This window comes from Bacillus sp. ISL-4, from assembly GCF_018613275.1.
Classification (GTDB): domain Bacteria; phylum Bacillota; class Bacilli; order Bacillales; family DSM-1321; genus Peribacillus; species Peribacillus simplex_E.
This window is the reverse complement of record NZ_JAGGQN010000035.1, coordinates 39,261-55,655: the sequence shown is the minus strand read 5'-3', so window position 1 is coordinate 55,655 and position 16,395 is coordinate 39,261. Positions and strand designations below refer to the sequence as shown.

At 43.4% G+C, this 16,395-nt stretch carries 17 protein-coding genes; all 17 read left to right on the top strand.

All coding sequences use genetic code 11. From position 1 onward, the window contains the following. Nucleotides 1–87: 87 nt before the first annotated feature. The 17 genes from atpF (at nucleotide 88) to nuoN (ending at nucleotide 16,390) form a co-directional block, all read left to right on the top strand. Nucleotides 88–606, top strand: a complete 519-nt coding sequence (gene atpF / locus J7J00_RS20085) for a F0F1 ATP synthase subunit B (protein ID WP_063234153.1) — start codon at nucleotides 88–90, stop codon at nucleotides 604–606. Beyond that, on the top strand, nucleotides 603–1,139 hold the full coding sequence (locus tag J7J00_RS20080; protein WP_214794016.1) for a F0F1 ATP synthase subunit delta: 537 nt from the start codon (nucleotides 603–605) through the stop codon (nucleotides 1,137–1,139). The genes atpF and J7J00_RS20080 overlap by 4 nt, the downstream gene beginning before the upstream one ends. Nucleotides 1,140–1,163: 24 nt before the next feature. Next, complete coding sequence (atpA, locus tag J7J00_RS20075; RefSeq protein ID WP_034315812.1) at nucleotides 1,164–2,672, top strand: F0F1 ATP synthase subunit alpha; 1,509 nt, start codon at nucleotides 1,164–1,166, stop codon at nucleotides 2,670–2,672. Between the two features lie 37 nt (nucleotides 2,673–2,709). Further along, nucleotides 2,710–3,570, top strand: a complete 861-nt coding sequence (gene atpG / locus J7J00_RS20070) for an ATP synthase F1 subunit gamma (protein WP_214794013.1) — start codon at nucleotides 2,710–2,712, stop codon at nucleotides 3,568–3,570. Nucleotides 3,571–3,658: 88 nt separating this feature from the next. After that, entirely contained in the window at nucleotides 3,659–5,056 is a 1,398-nt protein-coding gene (gene atpD, locus J7J00_RS20065) for a F0F1 ATP synthase subunit beta (RefSeq protein ID WP_061465696.1), read from the top strand. Nucleotides 5,057–5,081: 25 nt separating this feature from the next. After that, nucleotides 5,082–5,483, top strand: coding sequence for a F0F1 ATP synthase subunit epsilon (locus J7J00_RS20060; RefSeq protein WP_214794010.1), 402 nt, complete (start codon nucleotides 5,082–5,084; stop codon nucleotides 5,481–5,483). A gap of 342 nt (nucleotides 5,484–5,825) precedes the next feature. Beyond that, complete coding sequence (locus J7J00_RS20055) at nucleotides 5,826–6,200, top strand: NADH-quinone oxidoreductase subunit A (protein WP_076368347.1); 375 nt, start codon at nucleotides 5,826–5,828, stop codon at nucleotides 6,198–6,200. 26 nt (nucleotides 6,201–6,226) lie between these two features. Continuing rightward, the gene (locus tag J7J00_RS20050; protein WP_170946902.1) at nucleotides 6,227–6,703 is read left to right on the top strand and encodes a NuoB/complex I 20 kDa subunit family protein; all 477 of its coding nucleotides are present in this window, start codon (nucleotides 6,227–6,229) and stop codon (nucleotides 6,701–6,703) included. Next, nucleotides 6,704–8,044: an NADH-quinone oxidoreductase subunit C gene (locus tag J7J00_RS20045; protein ID WP_214794007.1), complete on the top strand. Its 1,341-nt coding sequence runs from the start codon at nucleotides 6,704–6,706 to the stop codon at nucleotides 8,042–8,044. Nucleotides 8,045–8,049: 5 nt separating this feature from the next. After that, nucleotides 8,050–9,147: an NADH-quinone oxidoreductase subunit D gene (locus J7J00_RS20040; protein ID WP_098371645.1), complete on the top strand. Its 1,098-nt coding sequence runs from the start codon at nucleotides 8,050–8,052 to the stop codon at nucleotides 9,145–9,147. Continuing rightward, nucleotides 9,148–10,155 carry an NADH-quinone oxidoreductase subunit NuoH gene (gene nuoH, locus J7J00_RS20035; protein WP_214794004.1) on the top strand — a complete coding sequence of 336 codons (1,008 nt, stop codon included), beginning with the start codon at nucleotides 9,148–9,150 and terminating at the stop codon, nucleotides 10,153–10,155. It begins immediately after the preceding gene. A gap of 33 nt (nucleotides 10,156–10,188) precedes the next feature. Beyond that, on the top strand, nucleotides 10,189–10,608 hold the full coding sequence (gene nuoI, locus J7J00_RS20030) for an NADH-quinone oxidoreductase subunit NuoI (RefSeq protein WP_048685828.1): 420 nt from the start codon (nucleotides 10,189–10,191) through the stop codon (nucleotides 10,606–10,608). Then, a complete protein-coding gene (locus J7J00_RS20025; RefSeq protein WP_076368342.1) occupies nucleotides 10,605–11,123 on the top strand; it encodes an NADH-quinone oxidoreductase subunit J in 519 nt (172 codons plus the stop codon). Before nuoI ends, J7J00_RS20025 begins: the two co-directional genes overlap by 4 nt. Continuing rightward, the gene (gene nuoK / locus J7J00_RS20020; protein WP_214794001.1) at nucleotides 11,120–11,434 is read left to right on the top strand and encodes an NADH-quinone oxidoreductase subunit NuoK; all 315 of its coding nucleotides are present in this window, start codon (nucleotides 11,120–11,122) and stop codon (nucleotides 11,432–11,434) included. Before J7J00_RS20025 ends, nuoK begins: the two co-directional genes overlap by 4 nt. Nucleotides 11,435–11,468: 34 nt before the next feature. Continuing rightward, the gene (gene nuoL, locus J7J00_RS20015; RefSeq protein ID WP_214793998.1) at nucleotides 11,469–13,340 is read left to right on the top strand and encodes an NADH-quinone oxidoreductase subunit L; all 1,872 of its coding nucleotides are present in this window, start codon (nucleotides 11,469–11,471) and stop codon (nucleotides 13,338–13,340) included. Continuing rightward, nucleotides 13,337–14,860 carry a complex I subunit 4 family protein gene (locus tag J7J00_RS20010; protein ID WP_214793995.1) on the top strand — a complete coding sequence of 508 codons (1,524 nt, stop codon included), beginning with the start codon at nucleotides 13,337–13,339 and terminating at the stop codon, nucleotides 14,858–14,860. The genes nuoL and J7J00_RS20010 overlap by 4 nt, the downstream gene beginning before the upstream one ends. A 3-nt stretch (nucleotides 14,861–14,863) precedes the next feature. Then, entirely contained in the window at nucleotides 14,864–16,390 is a 1,527-nt protein-coding gene (nuoN, locus tag J7J00_RS20005) for an NADH-quinone oxidoreductase subunit NuoN (protein ID WP_214793992.1), read from the top strand. Nucleotides 16,391–16,395 lie beyond the last annotated feature (5 nt).

Below are 16,395 nucleotides of genomic sequence, written 5' to 3'. Positions count from 1 at the left end.
TGTTAAAGTGAACATTTATGACAGTGATACTGTCAATCGAAAATACAGAACTTCAATAGTGAATCTCATGAAGGGAGTGAACCGAGCGTGTTAACAAGCAATTATGTTCTTGGTCAAGCAGTCCACTTTAATGGTGGGGATATCATATACCAGCTTGTAATCTTTATTATTTTGTTAGCGTTGCTTAAGAAGTTTGCATGGGGTCCGCTAATGGGCATCATGAAAGAACGTGAAGAGCATGTTGCGAATGAAATTGAAGCAGCTGAAGTTAGTAGAAAAGAAGCACTGAAATATTTAGAAGAACAGCGTGAAATCGTAAAACAATCTCGCACTGAAGCGGGACAACTTATAGAGAATGCTAAGCAACAAGGCGAAGCACAGCGCGAAGATATTATTAATCAAGCGCGTGCAGAGGCTGAACGTGTTAAAGAATCAGCAAAACGTGAAATCGTTCAAGAGAGAGAAAAAGCAGTTGCCGCCTTACGCGAGCAAGTTGCTTCATTATCTGTCATGATCGCCTCTAAGGTGATTGAGAAAGAACTTTCATCAGCTGATCAAGAAAAACTAATCAATGAATATATTCAAGAGGCAGGAGAAGGTAAATGAGCGATATAACTGTAGCAGGACGTTATGCTGTAGCTCTTTTCCAAATTGCGAAAGAGCAAAATCTCATTAACCAACTTGAAGAAGAGCTTCGCATAGTGAATGACGTTTTCACAAATGATAAAGAGCTATTAAACTTCTTGGCTCATCCTAAAATGACTAGCGATGCAAAAAATACATTGCTTGCAAATGCATTTGCAAGTCTTTCGTCTTCCGTTCAAAATACTGTAATGTTAATGGTGGAGCGTCATCGTACAGATGAAGTGACTGCTATGGCACAAGAGTTCATTGAACTTGCGAATGAAGAAAATTCAGTTGCGGACGCGACTGTTTATACAGTTAATCCTTTAACTGAAGCTGAAGCGGAAGCTGTGTCTTCAGCTTTTGCTGCAAAAATCGGCAAACGTAATTTGCGTATCACTAATGTTACGGATAGCAGTATTCTTGGCGGCATCAAACTTCAAATCGGTAACCGTATTTATGACGGAACGATAAGCGGGAAGCTTGATCGCCTTAGCAAACAACTATTAGGTTAATATTCACAGATAGGGGTGAAATTCATGAGCATCAAAGCTGAAGAAATCAGTGCGCTGATTAAAAAGCAGATTGAAAACTATCAGTCGGAAATTAAAGTAAGCGATGTAGGTACAGTAATCACTGTTGGTGATGGTATCGCTCGCGTTCATGGTTTAGATAATGCAATGGCTGGGGAGCTCTTAGAATTTTCTAATGGTTCAATGGGATTGGCACAAAACCTTGAGCAAAATAACGTAGGTGTTGTTATTCTTGGACCATTCAGAGACATTCAAGAAGGCAGTGAAGTACGCCGTACTGGCCGTATCATGGAAGTGCCAGTTGGAGAAGAATTAATCGGACGTGTCGTGAATCCGCTAGGACAACCATTAGATGGTCTTGGTCCAATCGCTACAACAAAAACTCGTCCAATCGAAAGCCCTGCTACAGGTGTTATGGACCGTAAATCTGTTCATGAGCCATTACAAACAGGGATTAAAGCAATCGATGCTCTAGTACCAATCGGACGCGGACAACGTGAGTTAATCATTGGTGACCGTCAAACTGGTAAAACATCAGTTGCAATCGATACAATCCTTAACCAAGCTGACCAAGACATGATCTGTATTTATGTTGCTATTGGTCAAAAAGAATCAACAGTTCGTGGAACAGTTGAGACACTACGTAAAAATGGTGCACTAGATTACACAATTGTTGTATCTGCATCAGCTTCTCAACCAGCACCACTTTTATACCTAGCTCCATATGCTGGTGTGACTATGGGTGAAGAGTTCATGTTCGCCGGCAAGCACGTTTTAGTGGTATATGATGATCTTTCTAAACAAGCATCAGCATACCGTGAACTTTCCTTGCTTCTTCGCCGTCCTCCAGGTCGTGAAGCATTCCCTGGGGATGTATTCTACTTGCACTCCCGCTTACTTGAGCGTGCAGCTAAATTGAATGACACTTTAGGTGCCGGTTCAATTACTGCGCTTCCATTTGTTGAAACACAAGCAGGCGATATCTCTGCTTACATTCCAACAAACGTTATTTCCATCACAGATGGACAAATCTTCTTACAATCTGATTTGTTCTTCTCAGGTGTACGTCCTGCGATTAACGCTGGTCTTTCCGTATCCCGTGTTGGTGGATCTGCACAAATTAAAGCGATGAAAAAAGTTGCTGGTACATTACGTCTAGACTTAGCTTCTTATCGTGAATTGGAAGCATTCTCCCAATTCGGTTCTGATCTTGATGCTGCTACTCAAGCAAAACTTAACCGTGGTGCTCGTACAGTTGAAGTTCTTAAGCAAGATCTAAATAAACCAATTAAAGTTGAAAAACAAGTCATGATTTTCTATGCATTGACTAAAGGTCATCTAGATGATATTCCAGTATCGGATATCCTTCGTTTTGAAGAAGAATACTATGTGTTCCTAGATCGTTCTCATCCAGAATTATTAGATCACATTCGCACAACTAAAGGTCTTCCTGAAGACGCTGCTATCGTTGCTGCAATTAACGAGTTCAAAAAGAACTTCGTTATTTCTGAATAATAAGGTCTAACTAATTTATAAAGGGTGGTGAGAATGAATGGCCTCTTTACGCGATATTAAGTCTCGGATTACTTCAACGAAAAAGACGAGTCAAATTACAAAAGCGATGCAGATGGTATCTGCTTCTAAAATGAACCGTGCTGAAGCTAATGCTAAAGCATATGTTCCATATATGGAAAAAATTCAAGAAGTAGTATCAAGTATTGCGAACGGAAGTACGGGTGCATCTCATCCAATGCTTACCTCACGTCCAGTGAAGAAAACCGGTTACCTGGTAATCACATCGGACCGCGGATTGGCAGGTGCATACAACAGTAGCATCCTTCGCCACGTTCATAAAACTATTCTTGAACGCCATAAATCCAATGATGAGTTCGTCATTATCGCAATCGGAAGGGTTGGCCGTGATTTCTTTGTCAGCCGTAATATGCACGTAGAGCTTGAAGTAATAGGGGTTCCCGATCAGCCGTCTTTCGCTGACATTAGCTCCTTTGCTAAATCAACAGTGAATTTGTATCTAAATGAACTGTGTGATGAGCTTTATATGTACTATAACCATTATGTCAGCCCAATCCAGCAGGATGTAACGGAAACGCAAGTCCTTCCATTAGCTGACTTTAATACTTCCAATGCAGCATTGACTTCTTATGAATTTGAACCGAATGCAGAAGAAATTCTTGAGGTATTACTACCTCAGTACGCAGAAAGTTTAATTTATGGTGCTTTGTTAGATGGTAAAGCAAGTGAGCACTCTGCACGTATGACTGCAATGAAAAATGCAACCGATAATGCGAAAGAATTGATCGACTCGCTTTCATTGCAATATAACCGTGCACGTCAGGCCGCAATTACTCAAGAAATCACGGAAATTGTTGGCGGTGCAGCAGCTTTAGAATAAAATCATTAAAGGGGACGGTCGGCCCGAACGAAGCTTGGCCGTTCCATAATCTCGATAGTCGTTATAAGCAACGTTAGGAGGGAAAACGATGAATATAGGACGCGTTACTCAAGTTATGGGTCCGGTTGTTGACGTGAAATTCGAAGACGGACAACTTCCTAAGATCTATAACGCGTTAAGAATCGAAAATACAGCGTCTGGTACAGGACTAACTCTTGAAGTAGCCCTTCAACTAGGTGATAATACAGTTCGTACTGTAGCAATGTCTTCCACTGATGGTTTAACTCGTGGTGCAGAGACTGTTGATACAGGAGCTCCAATTTCCGTTCCTGTAGGTGAAGTAACTCTAGGCCGCGTTTTCAACGTATTAGGGGAAAACATTGACCTATTTGAACCACTTACAGCAGAGGTGCGTCGTGATCCAATTCACAGACAAGCACCAACTTTTGAAGAATTATCAACATCCGTTGAAATTCTTGAAACGGGTATTAAAGTAGTAGATTTACTTGCACCTTACATCAAAGGTGGTAAAATCGGTCTTTTCGGTGGTGCCGGTGTTGGTAAAACTGTACTTATCCAAGAACTTATTAATAACATCGCACAAGAGCACGGCGGTATCTCGGTATTCGCTGGTGTAGGTGAGCGTACTCGTGAAGGAAATGACCTTTTCTACGAGATGACTGATTCTGGTGTTATTAAGAAAACAGCAATGGTATTCGGACAAATGAACGAGCCACCAGGTGCACGTATGCGTGTAGCTTTAAGTGGTTTGACAATGGCTGAATATTTCCGTGACGAACAAGGACAAGACGTTCTTTTCTTCATCGATAACATTTTCCGTTTCACTCAAGCAGGTTCTGAGGTTTCTGCCCTATTAGGTCGTATGCCTTCAGCGGTAGGTTACCAACCAACCCTTGCTACAGAAATGGGTCAATTACAAGAACGTATCACATCAACAAATAAAGGTTCAGTTACATCCATTCAAGCGATCTATGTACCTGCCGATGACTATACGGATCCGGCTCCAGCTACAACTTTCGCTCACTTGGATGCAACAACTAACCTTGAACGTAAACTTTCTGAAATGGGTATCTACCCAGCAGTTGATCCATTGGCGTCTTCTTCTCGTGCTCTTAGCCCAGAGATCGTTGGAGCTGAGCATTATAAAGTGGCTCGTCAAGTGCAATCAACTTTACAGAAATATAAAGAACTTCAAGATATTATTGCCATCTTGGGTATGGACGAGTTAAGCGAAGACGAAAAAGTAATCGTTGCCCGTGCTCGTAGAATTCAAAACTTCTTGTCACAAAACTTCCACGTGGCTGAACAATTCACTGGTCAAAAAGGATCTTATGTACCAGTTAAAGAAACAGTCCAAGGATTCAAAGATATCCTAGCTGGAAAATATGACGAACTTCCTGAAGATGCTTTCCGTCTAGTTGGCCGCATCGAAGAAGTTATTGCTAAAGCAAAAGAAATGGCTTAATTAAAGGGACCTAGGAGGGAATGAAATGAAGACCATTAAAGTCAATGTTGTTACTCCCGATGGCCCAGTATATGATGCAGAAGTTGAAATGGTAAGCACTAAAGCTAAAAGCGGTGAGCTGGGAATTATGGCTGGACACGTTCCGACTGTAGCTCCTCTTACCATCGGTGCTGTCCGTCTTAAAAATGGAAGCAACACAGACTATGTAGCTGTAAATGGTGGCTTCTTGGAAGTCCGCCCTGATGTGGTAACCATTTTAGCTCAATCTGCTGAAAGAGCTGAAACTATCGATCTTGCACGTGCTCAAGCAGCAAAGACCCGTGCTGAACAAAGATTGCAGAACAATGATGGATCAAATGATGCCAAAAGGGCTGATTTAGCGTTTAAACGTGCCATCAACCGTATCCAAATTGCTGAAATGCGATAACTTTAAATGAAGAAACACCTGATCAAACCATTCGTGGTAAGATCAGGTGTTTTTTTTTATCCAAGAGGTTTTTGAGGATTTTTGACATTGAATATCGGAATTAGGAAAAAAAGGTCGAATTATAGAGTAAAGTATTTTCCATTTTAAACCTTAACTCGTCGACATGATTTTATCCTAATGTTATAATGTATACGCTTACATTTATTGCTTCATACCCCCTCCTTTCACTTTGCTTCTAAAAGAATGTTACCCTGCATAATATTTAAAACGGTATCCAAAAAGAAGACAAGCAAATTTGAATTGTACCCATTTAACATGAATTATCCATAAAGGGAGATGAACATGGGACAGCTGCATATTTACCAAAATAATTATTTAATTGTATTTGTTTTCCTTTGTCTTGGCATTTTATTACCTGTGATCGCTTTATTTCTTGGTAGACTGCTAAGGCCGTATAAACCGACAGATATGAAATATACGACTTATGAAAGTGGAATCGAACCTTTTCAGGATTCAAGGGTTCAATTCAATGTCAGGTATTATCTATTCGGATTGATGTTCGTCATATTTGATGTGGAAACGGTTTTTCTTTATCCATGGGCGGTTGCCTATGATGAACTCGGACTGTTTGCATTGATTGAAATGCTGTTTTTTGTCCTGATCCTAATGCTTGGGCTAATCTACGCTTGGAAAAAGAAGGTGTTAAAGTGGAATTGAAGTTGGATGAACTTACCCCTAAAGAAATGGAAGAAATGCGCCATAGCATTTTTTTATCCACACTTGAGCAAATAAAAGGCTGGGCTAGAAGTAACTCACTCTGGCCAATGACTTTCGGTTTGGCATGTTGTGCAATTGAAATGATGGGTGTCGGTTCCTCTCATTATGATTTGGACCGATTTGGTTCATTTTTTCGGACATCACCCAGACAATCGGATGTCATGATTGTTTCAGGAACGGTAACGAAAAAAATGGCTCCAATAATAAGTAGATTATACGAACAAATGCCAGAACCGAAATGGGTTATTGCGATGGGATCCTGTGCAACTGCTGGTGGGCCTTATGTTCACTCTTACTCAGTGGTCAAGGGGGTAGATCAAATTGTACCTGTCGATGTGTATATACCGGGTTGTCCCCCAAACCCAGCTGCACTTATTTATGGGATCAATAAATTAAAAGAAAAAATCCGTTACGAGGCGAAAACCGGAAAGCGGGTGATATAGATGAGTGAAAAGGTGGACTTAGCGAAACAAAAAGCGGAGGCAGCGGCCAAGGCGAAGGCTGAAGCACTGGCCCGAAAACAGGCGAAAGCTGAAAGTGCGGAAAAGCCGGAAGGCGAAATGGATATAGCGAAGCAAAAAGCGGCGGCAGCGGCCAAGGCGAAGGCTGAAGCATTGGCCCGAAAACAGGCGAAAGCTGAAAATGCGGAAAAGCCGGAAGGCGAAATGGATATAGCGAAACAAAAAGAGGAGGCAGCGGCCAAGGCGAAGGCTGAAGCACTGGCCCAAAAACAGGCGAAAGCTGAAAGTGCGGAAAAGCCGGAAGGCGAAATGGATAAAGCGAAGCAAAAAGCGGAGGCAGCGGCCAAGGCGAAGGCTGAAGCATTGGCCCGAAAACAGGCGAAAGCTGAAAATGCAGAAAAGCCGGAAGGCGAAATGGATATAGCAAAGCAAAAAGCGGCGGCAGCAGCCAAGGCGAAGGCAGCGGCATTGGCCCGAAAACAGGCGAAAGCTGAAAGTGCGGAAAGGCCGGAAGGCGAAACGGATATAGCGAAGCAAAAAGCGGCGGCAGCAGCCAAGGCGAAGGCAGCGGCATTGGCCCGAAAACAGGCGAAAGAAGAAGCGGCGGAAAAGCCGGAAGGCGAAATGGATAAAGCGAAGCAAAAAGCAGCGGCAGCAGCCAAGGCGAAGGCAGCCGCATTAGCCCGAAAACAGGCGAAAGAAGAAGCGGCGGAAAAGCCGGAAGGCGATATGGATATAGCGAAGCAAAAGGCGGCGGCAGCAGCCAAGGCGAAGGCAGCTGCTGCTGCGAAGAGCAGGACTGCTGTAAAGGAAAGCGAGGAAGCTAACAACCCTATCGAACTTTCCCCAAATCAGTCGAAACTTGATCAAATCGTTTCTGCTATTGAGAGCCATGTTGGACAAGGGACATTATCAGAGCACTATATTAATAGATTATCAAAAGATGTACCCACTTTAGTGGCTAATCCGGATACATATTTCTCAATAGCAAAATTTCTGCGGTACGATGAACGGCTTAACTTTTCGTATTTATCGGAACTTCATGGTACGGACTTTGAAACCCATATGGAAATCTATGTACATTTACATTCATTCAAAATGAACCAATCAGTTGCCTTGAAGGTGAAACTTGATAGGGATTCTCCCGTTATTCCATCATTGGTCCCATTATGGTCAGGAGCAAATTGGCCAGAATGTGAGGCGTATGATTTATTAGGTATTAACTTTTATGAACACCCTGATTTAAAACGGATTTTACTTGGGGAAGAATGGAAAGGGTATCCCCTTAGAAAAGATTATCAGCCTTATGATGTGGAGGTGTAAGCCCAATGTTAAGGACGGAAGAAATGCTTCTCAATGTCGGGCCGCAGCATCCGAGTACACATGGTGTTTTTCGGCTTGTCATCAAGATTGACGGTGAAATTATAAAAGAGGCAACACCTGTCATTGGGTATTTGCATCGCGGTACGGAAAAACTAGCGGAAAATCTGCAATATACACAAATAATCCCATATACCGATCGGCTCGATTATCTAGCGGCAATGACAAATAATTATGTGCTTTGCCATGCTGTTGAGACAATGATGGGGGTGGAGATCCCCGAAAGGGCAGAATATTTGCGGGTTATCGCAATGGAATTGGGCAGAGTGGCAAGCCACCTTGTCTGGTGGGGTACATACTTGCTGGATATAGGTGCGACGAGCCCTTTCCTATACGCATTTCGAGAACGTGAAATGATCGTTAATTTATTGACTGAATTGTCAGGGGCACGCCTTACATTCAATTATATGCGTGTCGGAGGCGTGAAATGGGATGCTCCTGAAGACTGGATTGCGAAGGTTGCCGAGTTTGTTCCTTATATGAGGGAGCAGCTTGCCGGTTACCATGAGCTTGTGACAGGGAATGAAATCTTTGTTAATCGGGTTAAAGGGGTGGGCATCTATACGAAGGAAGAAGCCCTGCAGTATTCGCTTAGCGGTGCCAACTTAAGGTGTACAGGTGTGGAATGGGATTTACGAAAAAATGAGCCATATTCCATTTATGACAGGTTCACGTTTGATGTTCCTACAAGGGAAGAGGGTGACGCCTTTTCACGTTATCACTGTAGAATGGAAGAAATCGAAGAATCACTGAAAATCATCGAGCAGGCGGTTGAGCAATTCCCAGAAGGGCCGATCCTTGCTAAGGTCCCTAAAATAATAAAGGTCCCTAAGGGTGAAGCATTTGTCCGAATTGAATCGCCAAGAGGGGAAATAGGCTGTTATATCGCAAGTGAAGGGAAAAAGGAGCCATACCGTTTGAAATTTCGCAGACCTTCATTTTATAATCTGCAAATTCTTCCGAAATTATTGGAAGGGGAAAATATGGCGAACTTGATAACGATATTAGGTGCAATCGATATCGTTTTAGGGGAGGTTGATGGATAAATGATCAAGGATCTTCTCCACTCCGCTCCAAGTCTACTGAATTTTGGCATTTTTTTTGGTTTGGCCGTCCTGCTCCTGTTCGTCGTATTAGGGTTTGTAACCTATGGAATCCTTTCAGAGCGAAAAATAATGGGGTTCATGCAAATGCGTGTCGGCCCAAACCAAATTGGGGGGAAATGGGGTCTCTTGCAGACCGTTGCTGACGTTTTGAAACTTCTGATCAAGGAAGATACGATACCCAAAAAAGCTGATAAGCCGTTATATATTTTAGCTCCGGTAATTGCTTTTGCTCCTGCTTTCATGGTCCTTGCCACCTTGCCGTTCACCGATGCCTTCCAATTTGCGGATATAGGTGTCGGACTGCTTTATTATATTGCGATTTCCGGCATATCGACCATCGGCATCGTCACTGCGGGTTGGGCTTCCAATAATAAATATTCTTTGATTGGCGGAATGAGGGCAGCCGCGCAAATGATATCTTATGAGATCCCATTGGTGATGTCGCTAGTGGGAATTGTCCTCCTAGCAGGCAGTTTAAACTTGAATGATATAGTTGCAGCCCAGGAAAAGGTTTGGTTCATTTTTCTTCAGCCGATTGCGTTTATCGTGTTTTTTATTGCAGCGGTTGCCGAGTTGAACAGGGTTCCTTTTGACCTTCCGGAAGCGGAATCCGAACTTGTTGCAGGCTATCATGTTGAATACTCTGGATTTCGATGGGCTTTCTTCATGTTATCCGAATATGTGTATATGTTTGCAATGGCAACGCTAACCACTGTATTATTTTTAGGGGGATGGAATTCTATTCCGTTTTTGGATTTTATTCCGGCAGCCATCTGGTTCGGTTTGAAGTTCAGTGCCGTATTCTATGTATTGGTCTGGATTCGTGTAACCTTTCCTCGTATAAGGGCCGATCAATTGATGGAATTCGGATGGAAAGTGCTGCTTCCGGTTGCATTAGCAAATATATTTTTGACGGCACTAATAAAAGAATTGATTAACCTTTTTTAGAAACATAAGCTGGTCGGAAAGCGAGGGATTTATATGCTTGGTTTAGCAAAAGGTTTAACCTATACATTAAAGAACTTGACGAGGAAAAAAGTGACCTATGACTACCCGAATGAGCCGCTTCCGCTCCCTGACCGATTCCGGGGAATCCAAAAATTCTATCCTGAAAAGTGTATTGTATGCAATCAATGCGTGACGATTTGTCCAACGGATTGTATTCAATTAACTGGTAAGAAACATCCGGACCCATCGAAAAAAGGGAAAATCATCGATACGTATGACATCAATTTCGAGATTTGCATTTTATGTGATTTATGTACGGAGGTTTGCCCTACAGAAGCGATCGTGATGACGAATCAATTCGAGTTGGCAGAGTATAGCCGTGATCATCTATTCAAAAATCTGGAATGGCTGGATGAAAATGATGAAAATATCCGGAAGGTGAATAAGGTATGAGTTTGTCGGGTGAATTAATTGCCTTTATTGGTTTGGCACTCGTCGCGATATTAGGCGGGGTGCTGCTGATTACCTTAACAAAAGTGGTGCACATGGTAATCGCACTTGTCTTTACTTTCTTGGGCATTGCAGGCATTTATATGTTGCTTTCGGCCGAGTTTGTCGCCATTGTCCAAATCCTTATTTATTCAGGGGCAATCACAATCGTGATGCTATTCGGGATTATGCTGACAAAGCACCAGGAAAATGATGCACCCGCTAAAGGGGGCTGGGGGAAATTCTCCTTGCTCGCAGCGATAGCTGGATTCGCCGTGGCGGTTTATCTGGGGATTTATAATCTGGATATACCTGTACAGCCGACGGCCTTGCATGAGGAAAATACAAAGCAAATAGGAATCGAACTTTTTTCAAAATATGTGATTCCATTTGAAGTGATGTCGGTACTCCTGCTTGTTGCTTTAGTCGGTGCCATCGTACTGGCTAAAAAAGATGATGAGGAGGGAGATCGATCATGACGGGAGTTCCCTTGTCGGCTTACCTTGTATTGGCACTCGTTTTATTTTGTATAGGGCTGTATGGGGCCTTGACGAAAAGAAATGCGGTCATTGTTTTGATTTCAATCGAGCTGATGCTGAACGCCGCCAATATCAATTTAGTCGCCTTCAGTAAATTCGGGGTAACGCCATCCATTACGGGTCAAGTTTTTTCCTTATTCACGATTACGATCGCTGCTGCCGAGGCAGCTGTAGGGCTGGCTATACTAATGTCCCTTTATCGCAATCGGAAGACGGTCAATGTCGATGAAATGAAAATAATGAAGAATTGAAGGTTTATATAAATGAAGAAGGGGATTTGATACGATGATGGAGCACGCATGGCTCATACCGATCTTTCCACTCGTCACGTTTCTGGTTCTGCTTCTATCAGGCGGGCGGTTGCGGGAACGAGGGGCTTTTATAGGAATAATATGTACATTGGCTTCGTTTGTTTTATCGTTGCTTGTCCTGATAGAACGATTTAAAGAACCTACTTATAATATATCGATAGATTGGCTGTCCTTCGGAGGGACACAACTTACAGCCGGATTCGAAATCAATCAGCTTAATGCCTTGATGCTTGTGATCGTTTCCCTTGTCAGCCTGCTTGTCCAGATATATTCGAAGGGGTATATGAAGGGTGAAGTGCGATTCTCCATTTTTTATGCTTATCTGGGCTTCTTCATCTTTGCGATGCTTGGTCTAGTCATGGCACCTAATTTATTACAGCTTTATATCTTCTGGGAATTGGTTGGGGTGGGTTCTTTCCTGCTCATCGGGTTTTACTTTTATAAACTGGAAGCTAAGGCTGCAGCGAAGAAGGCATTCATCATGACCAGGATTGGGGATGTAGGGCTCTTAATCGGCATCATTCTTCTATTCTGGGAAACAGGCAGCTTTGAATATGGAGAGATCTTTCAAGCCGTTCAATCGGGCATGATATCAAGTGGAAAACTGACTTTAATCGCTATTTTGATTTTTATCGGTGCGGTTGGGAAGTCTGGACAATTTCCACTTCACACTTGGCTTCCGGATGCAATGGAAGGCCCGACTCCGGTTTCCGCATTGATACACGCAGCAACCATGGTTGCTGCAGGGGTTTACCTGGTGGCGGCCATGTTTCCGTTATTCATGGCTAGTTCTGCTGCGATGCAGGTCGTAGCAATAACAGGTGGAATTACAGCCATATTTGCCGCAAGCATTGCCATAGTGCAAAAGGATGTTAAGCGTGTATTGGCCTATTCGACAATCTCTCAGCTTGGTTTTATGATGCTTGCTTTGGGTACTTCGGGATATGTGGCCGGGGTGTTTCATTTAATGACCCATGCCTTTTTTAAAGCATTGCTGTTTTTGTCGGCAGGCAGTGTTATTCACGCTATACATACACAGGATATGGAAAAGATGGGCGGTCTATGGGGTAAGTTGAATTGGACTGGGCCGCTGTTCTTGACTGGCACTTTGGCGATATCGGGGTTTCCGTTGCTCTCGGGTTTTTTCAGTAAAGATGAAATTCTGATGGCTGCCTGGGAGAATGGTAGTTATATATTGTTTGGTCTAGCGGTGGTTACCTCCTTTTTAACTGCGTTTTATATGTTCCGGCTGTTTTTCATGATATTTGCAGGCGACTCGCGCAGTCAAGTAAAACAGGTCAAGGAATCACCTTCCATCATGTTAATTCCGATGCTCGCATTGGCGTTGCTTGCTGTAATCGGTGGGTATATCCAAACACCGTGGTTTGGAACTTTCCTTGGGGAGTGGCTTGTGGAGGGAAATGAAACTCTTCTAGGCGCCAGCCATAGTGAGGGGCCCGTTTGGATCATGTTGTTGGCCGTGCTTGTATCGCTGGCCGGGATATACCTTGCTTATATGATATACGCTAAAAAGAAGTTACCTCGGGAATGGCTTGTCAAAGAAAACTCCGGGGTATATAGGGTTTTGGAAAATAAGTATTATATAGATGAGATTTACCACCTTACTGCAGGTTATGCAATCAAAGGCTTTAGTATATTCCTATCTTATATTGAAAGGTTCATTATCGGTGGCCTGGTTTCCACTGTAACAAGTTCAATAGAAGGATTGGGGAAAATAGGGTCTAAACTGCAAACGGGACAGGGACAGCAATATGGCATGATAGCCTTTCTGGGACTTGCGGTACTGTTGGTGATTTTTGCAGTGACTGGGGGGTATCTAAGATGAATGTCTATTTGCTCTCGCTATTAGTGTTTTCACCGCTGCTGGGCATAGTGATGGTTGCCCTTATGCCGAAAAAAGAGGAAAGGACGATTAAACAATTTGGTTTTTTCGGAACACTGCCTCCCCTTTTCCTCTCGTTCTTTTTATGCAGCCAATATTATTCGGGTGTGGCCCTATCCTTATTTGACATTAAGTTGAATTGGATCAGGTTTGGGAACTTGGAGATGTATGATCCCAAACTCTTCACGGTTGACTTTGAGTTGGGGCTGGATGGCTTAAGCCTCATCTTCATATTACTGACAACAATCATTTCATCACTCGCCGCAATCGCCTCCATTTATATAAAAAAAGATTGGAAAGGGTATTATTTGTTATTTTTGATCCTGGAGATCGGAATGCTCGGTGTCTTCACGGCAGAAAATCTGATCCTTTTTTTCATCTTTTTTGAAATGACTTTGATTCCTGCGTTCTTTTTAATTGGTAGATGGGGATTTCTGGAGAGGGAGAAAGCTTCTTATAGTTTTCTGATTTATAATGGCATTGGTTCGGCCGTTTTATTGGTGGCCATTTTGATTTTGTTTGCCAGGACAGGTACGACTAACATTGCGGCATTGACACAGATGATGACAATGGGCGGTGTTTCGCTTTTTGCACCCATATCCGGTTCGATGAAATTTGGTTTATGTCTCGCCTTTCTCGTTGCATTTGCGATTAAGCTGCCCGTCTTTCCCTTTCACAGCTGGATGGTGCGGGTCCATGCAGAAGCACCTCCATCCATAGTCATGATACATGCGGGTGTCCTATTAAAAATAGGGGCATACGGAATCATCCGGTTTGGAATGGGGATATTTCTTGAACAATATAAAAGCTTGGCCTTTACCATTGTCCTGTTTGGTGTCCTCAGTTTTTTATATGGTGCATTTCTAGCGTTGGTACAAACGGATTTCAAGCTCGTTTTAGCCTACTCTTCAATCTCACATATGGGTATCGTCATGATGGGGCTGGGAGCCTTGAATGAAGCGGGCATTCAGGGAGCCATTTTTCAAGTCATCTCACACGGGCTAATTGCCGCTTTGTTGTTTTTCCTGGTGGGAGTGTTGTATGAGCGGACGGGAACCACGATGCTCCCTAAGCTTGGGGGATTGGCCAAGTCGATGCCGATTTTTTCAGGATTTATGTTAGCTAGCGGGCTGGCTTCACTCGGTTTGCCCGGCATGTCAGGCTTCATCAGTGAATTCATGGTATTTCTTGGCTTATTCAAAAGTCAGCCGTTGCTTGCGGCAATAGGTGTGATCGGGCTGGTATTAACCGCTGTTTATGTACTGAGGGCGGTCATGCGGATGACTTTTGGAAAAAATGATAGCTTGATAGAAACAGAGAAACGGGACCTTAAGGGCTGGGAGTTTTTTCCAGCATTGGTTCTTCTCGGTTTGATAATAACTGTTGGGGTATACCCAAATTTGTTAGGCGGGCCTCTTCAAGGAACGATTGAAGCCATGATGCTAGCTCTAGGGGGGCGATGAAGGATGGATTGGAACACGATGCTTTCTTATGATTGGGGAGCGATGATGCCGGAATTCATCATCCTTGGAACGGCCATGTTTCTTTCGATATTGGATCTATTCTGGCCGAAGCACTTTGATCGGAGAAAACTGGCATGGCTCGCGTTAACCGGAATCATTTTGGCATGTTTGTCACTAATTAGCCTGCTATCCTTTGAAACGGTCAGTATCTTATCCGATACGTTTCGTTTAGATTCATTTGCAAAAGCTTTTAAGCTGCTGCTTTTATTCGGAGCGGCCCTCATCATCCTTCTGGCTGAAGGATATGAACCGCAAGAGGGGCTGCGGGAGCACCGGGGGGAATTTTATTACCTGTTCCTGACTGCTTTGCTTGGGGCGATGGTCATGTCCTCAAGCGGTGATTTGATAACGCTGTTCGTTGGACTGGAACTTCTTTCACTTTCATCTTATATATTGGTCGGAATACGCAAGCATGATCGGAAGTCCAACGAAGCGTCCATGAAGTATGTGTTAAACGGAGGCATTTCCACAGCGATCACTTTATTCGGAATGAGCTATTTATATGGAGTGACCGGTTCCGTCAATCTAGGCGAAATGAGCCGGACGATGGCTGCAATGACGGACGGCCAGCTGCAGTACATTATGGGCCTCGCTTTCTTCATGGTATTTGTCGGTGTATCCTTCAAGATTGCTGCCGCCCCATTTCATATGTGGGCGCCGGATGTCTATGAGGGGTCACCGACACCGGTCACAGCCTTCTTGAGTGTAATTTCAAAAATGGCGGGTTTCGTCATCATCCTGCGCATTTTTCTCTCGTTGTTCCTAACAGCTTCCGGTGATACGTTCGGAGCGCTCGACTTTTTGGAAAAAAATAATATCTATATAGCTTCATTGGCGGGGCTGACGATCATCATTGGAAATGTGGTTGCGTTAAGGCAGCAAAATTTAAAACGATTGTTCGCCTATTCAAGCATCGCCCATGCGGGTTACCTGCTTGTAGCGGTGGCAACATTGGGCGGGGGATATTTCCTGCTGGATACTGTCTGGTTTTATCTAATGGCTTATGTATTGATGAATATAGGGGTATTTGCAGTCATTCAGCTGCTCTCCAGTCAAAGTGGGTCAGAGGATATTAGCATTCTTGCAGGGCTTGGGAGGAAATCACCGTATCTTGCCATGGCATTCACCGTATTTATCCTGGCGCTTGCTGGAATTCCCGGGACGACAGGTTTCATTGGCAAACTCAATATTTTTCTAGGAACATTCATAACGGAGCCTGGACATTTTGTCCTTGCGGGAATCATGATTGCAGGAACCATTGTTTCCTATGTGTATTATTTCGGATTATTGGTGCAGGTCTATTTCCGACCCATTCATTCGGAGAAGGTCATTAAAATTCGTCCGGGTCTTTACGCCGTGTTGATCATTTGCGTGATAGGCACCATTGTTTTCGGGGTGGCGCCAAATATTGCCTTTGATTTTATTCATGATCAATTTGGTGAATTTACAGACTTTATTTCGAGTAAATGATATAA

Bases quoted from the DNA above. Each gene is read 5' to 3' on its own strand.
- J7J00_RS20080 (WP_214794016.1), top strand. From the start codon at position 603: ATGAGCGATATAACTGTAGCAGGACGTTATGCTGTAGCTCTTTTCCAA.
- atpA (WP_034315812.1), top strand. From the start codon at position 1,164: ATGAGCATCAAAGCTGAAGAAATCAGTGCGCTGATTAAAAAGCAGATT.
- atpG (WP_214794013.1), top strand. From the start codon at position 2,710: ATGGCCTCTTTACGCGATATTAAGTCTCGGATTACTTCAACGAAAAAG.
- atpD (WP_061465696.1), top strand. From the start codon at position 3,659: ATGAATATAGGACGCGTTACTCAAGTTATGGGTCCGGTTGTTGACGTG.
- J7J00_RS20060 (WP_214794010.1), top strand. From the start codon at position 5,082: ATGAAGACCATTAAAGTCAATGTTGTTACTCCCGATGGCCCAGTATAT.
- J7J00_RS20055 (WP_076368347.1), top strand. From the start codon at position 5,826: ATGGGACAGCTGCATATTTACCAAAATAATTATTTAATTGTATTTGTT.
- J7J00_RS20050 (WP_170946902.1), top strand. From the start codon at position 6,227: ATGGAAGAAATGCGCCATAGCATTTTTTTATCCACACTTGAGCAAATA.
- J7J00_RS20045 (WP_214794007.1), top strand. From the start codon at position 6,704: ATGAGTGAAAAGGTGGACTTAGCGAAACAAAAAGCGGAGGCAGCGGCC.
- J7J00_RS20040 (WP_098371645.1), top strand. From the start codon at position 8,050: ATGTTAAGGACGGAAGAAATGCTTCTCAATGTCGGGCCGCAGCATCCG.
- nuoH (WP_214794004.1), top strand. From the start codon at position 9,148: ATGATCAAGGATCTTCTCCACTCCGCTCCAAGTCTACTGAATTTTGGC.
- nuoI (WP_048685828.1), top strand. From the start codon at position 10,189: ATGCTTGGTTTAGCAAAAGGTTTAACCTATACATTAAAGAACTTGACG.
- J7J00_RS20025 (WP_076368342.1), top strand. From the start codon at position 10,605: ATGAGTTTGTCGGGTGAATTAATTGCCTTTATTGGTTTGGCACTCGTC.
- nuoK (WP_214794001.1), top strand. From the start codon at position 11,120: ATGACGGGAGTTCCCTTGTCGGCTTACCTTGTATTGGCACTCGTTTTA.
- nuoL (WP_214793998.1), top strand. From the start codon at position 11,469: ATGATGGAGCACGCATGGCTCATACCGATCTTTCCACTCGTCACGTTT.
- J7J00_RS20010 (WP_214793995.1), top strand. From the start codon at position 13,337: ATGAATGTCTATTTGCTCTCGCTATTAGTGTTTTCACCGCTGCTGGGC.
- nuoN (WP_214793992.1), top strand. From the start codon at position 14,864: ATGGATTGGAACACGATGCTTTCTTATGATTGGGGAGCGATGATGCCG.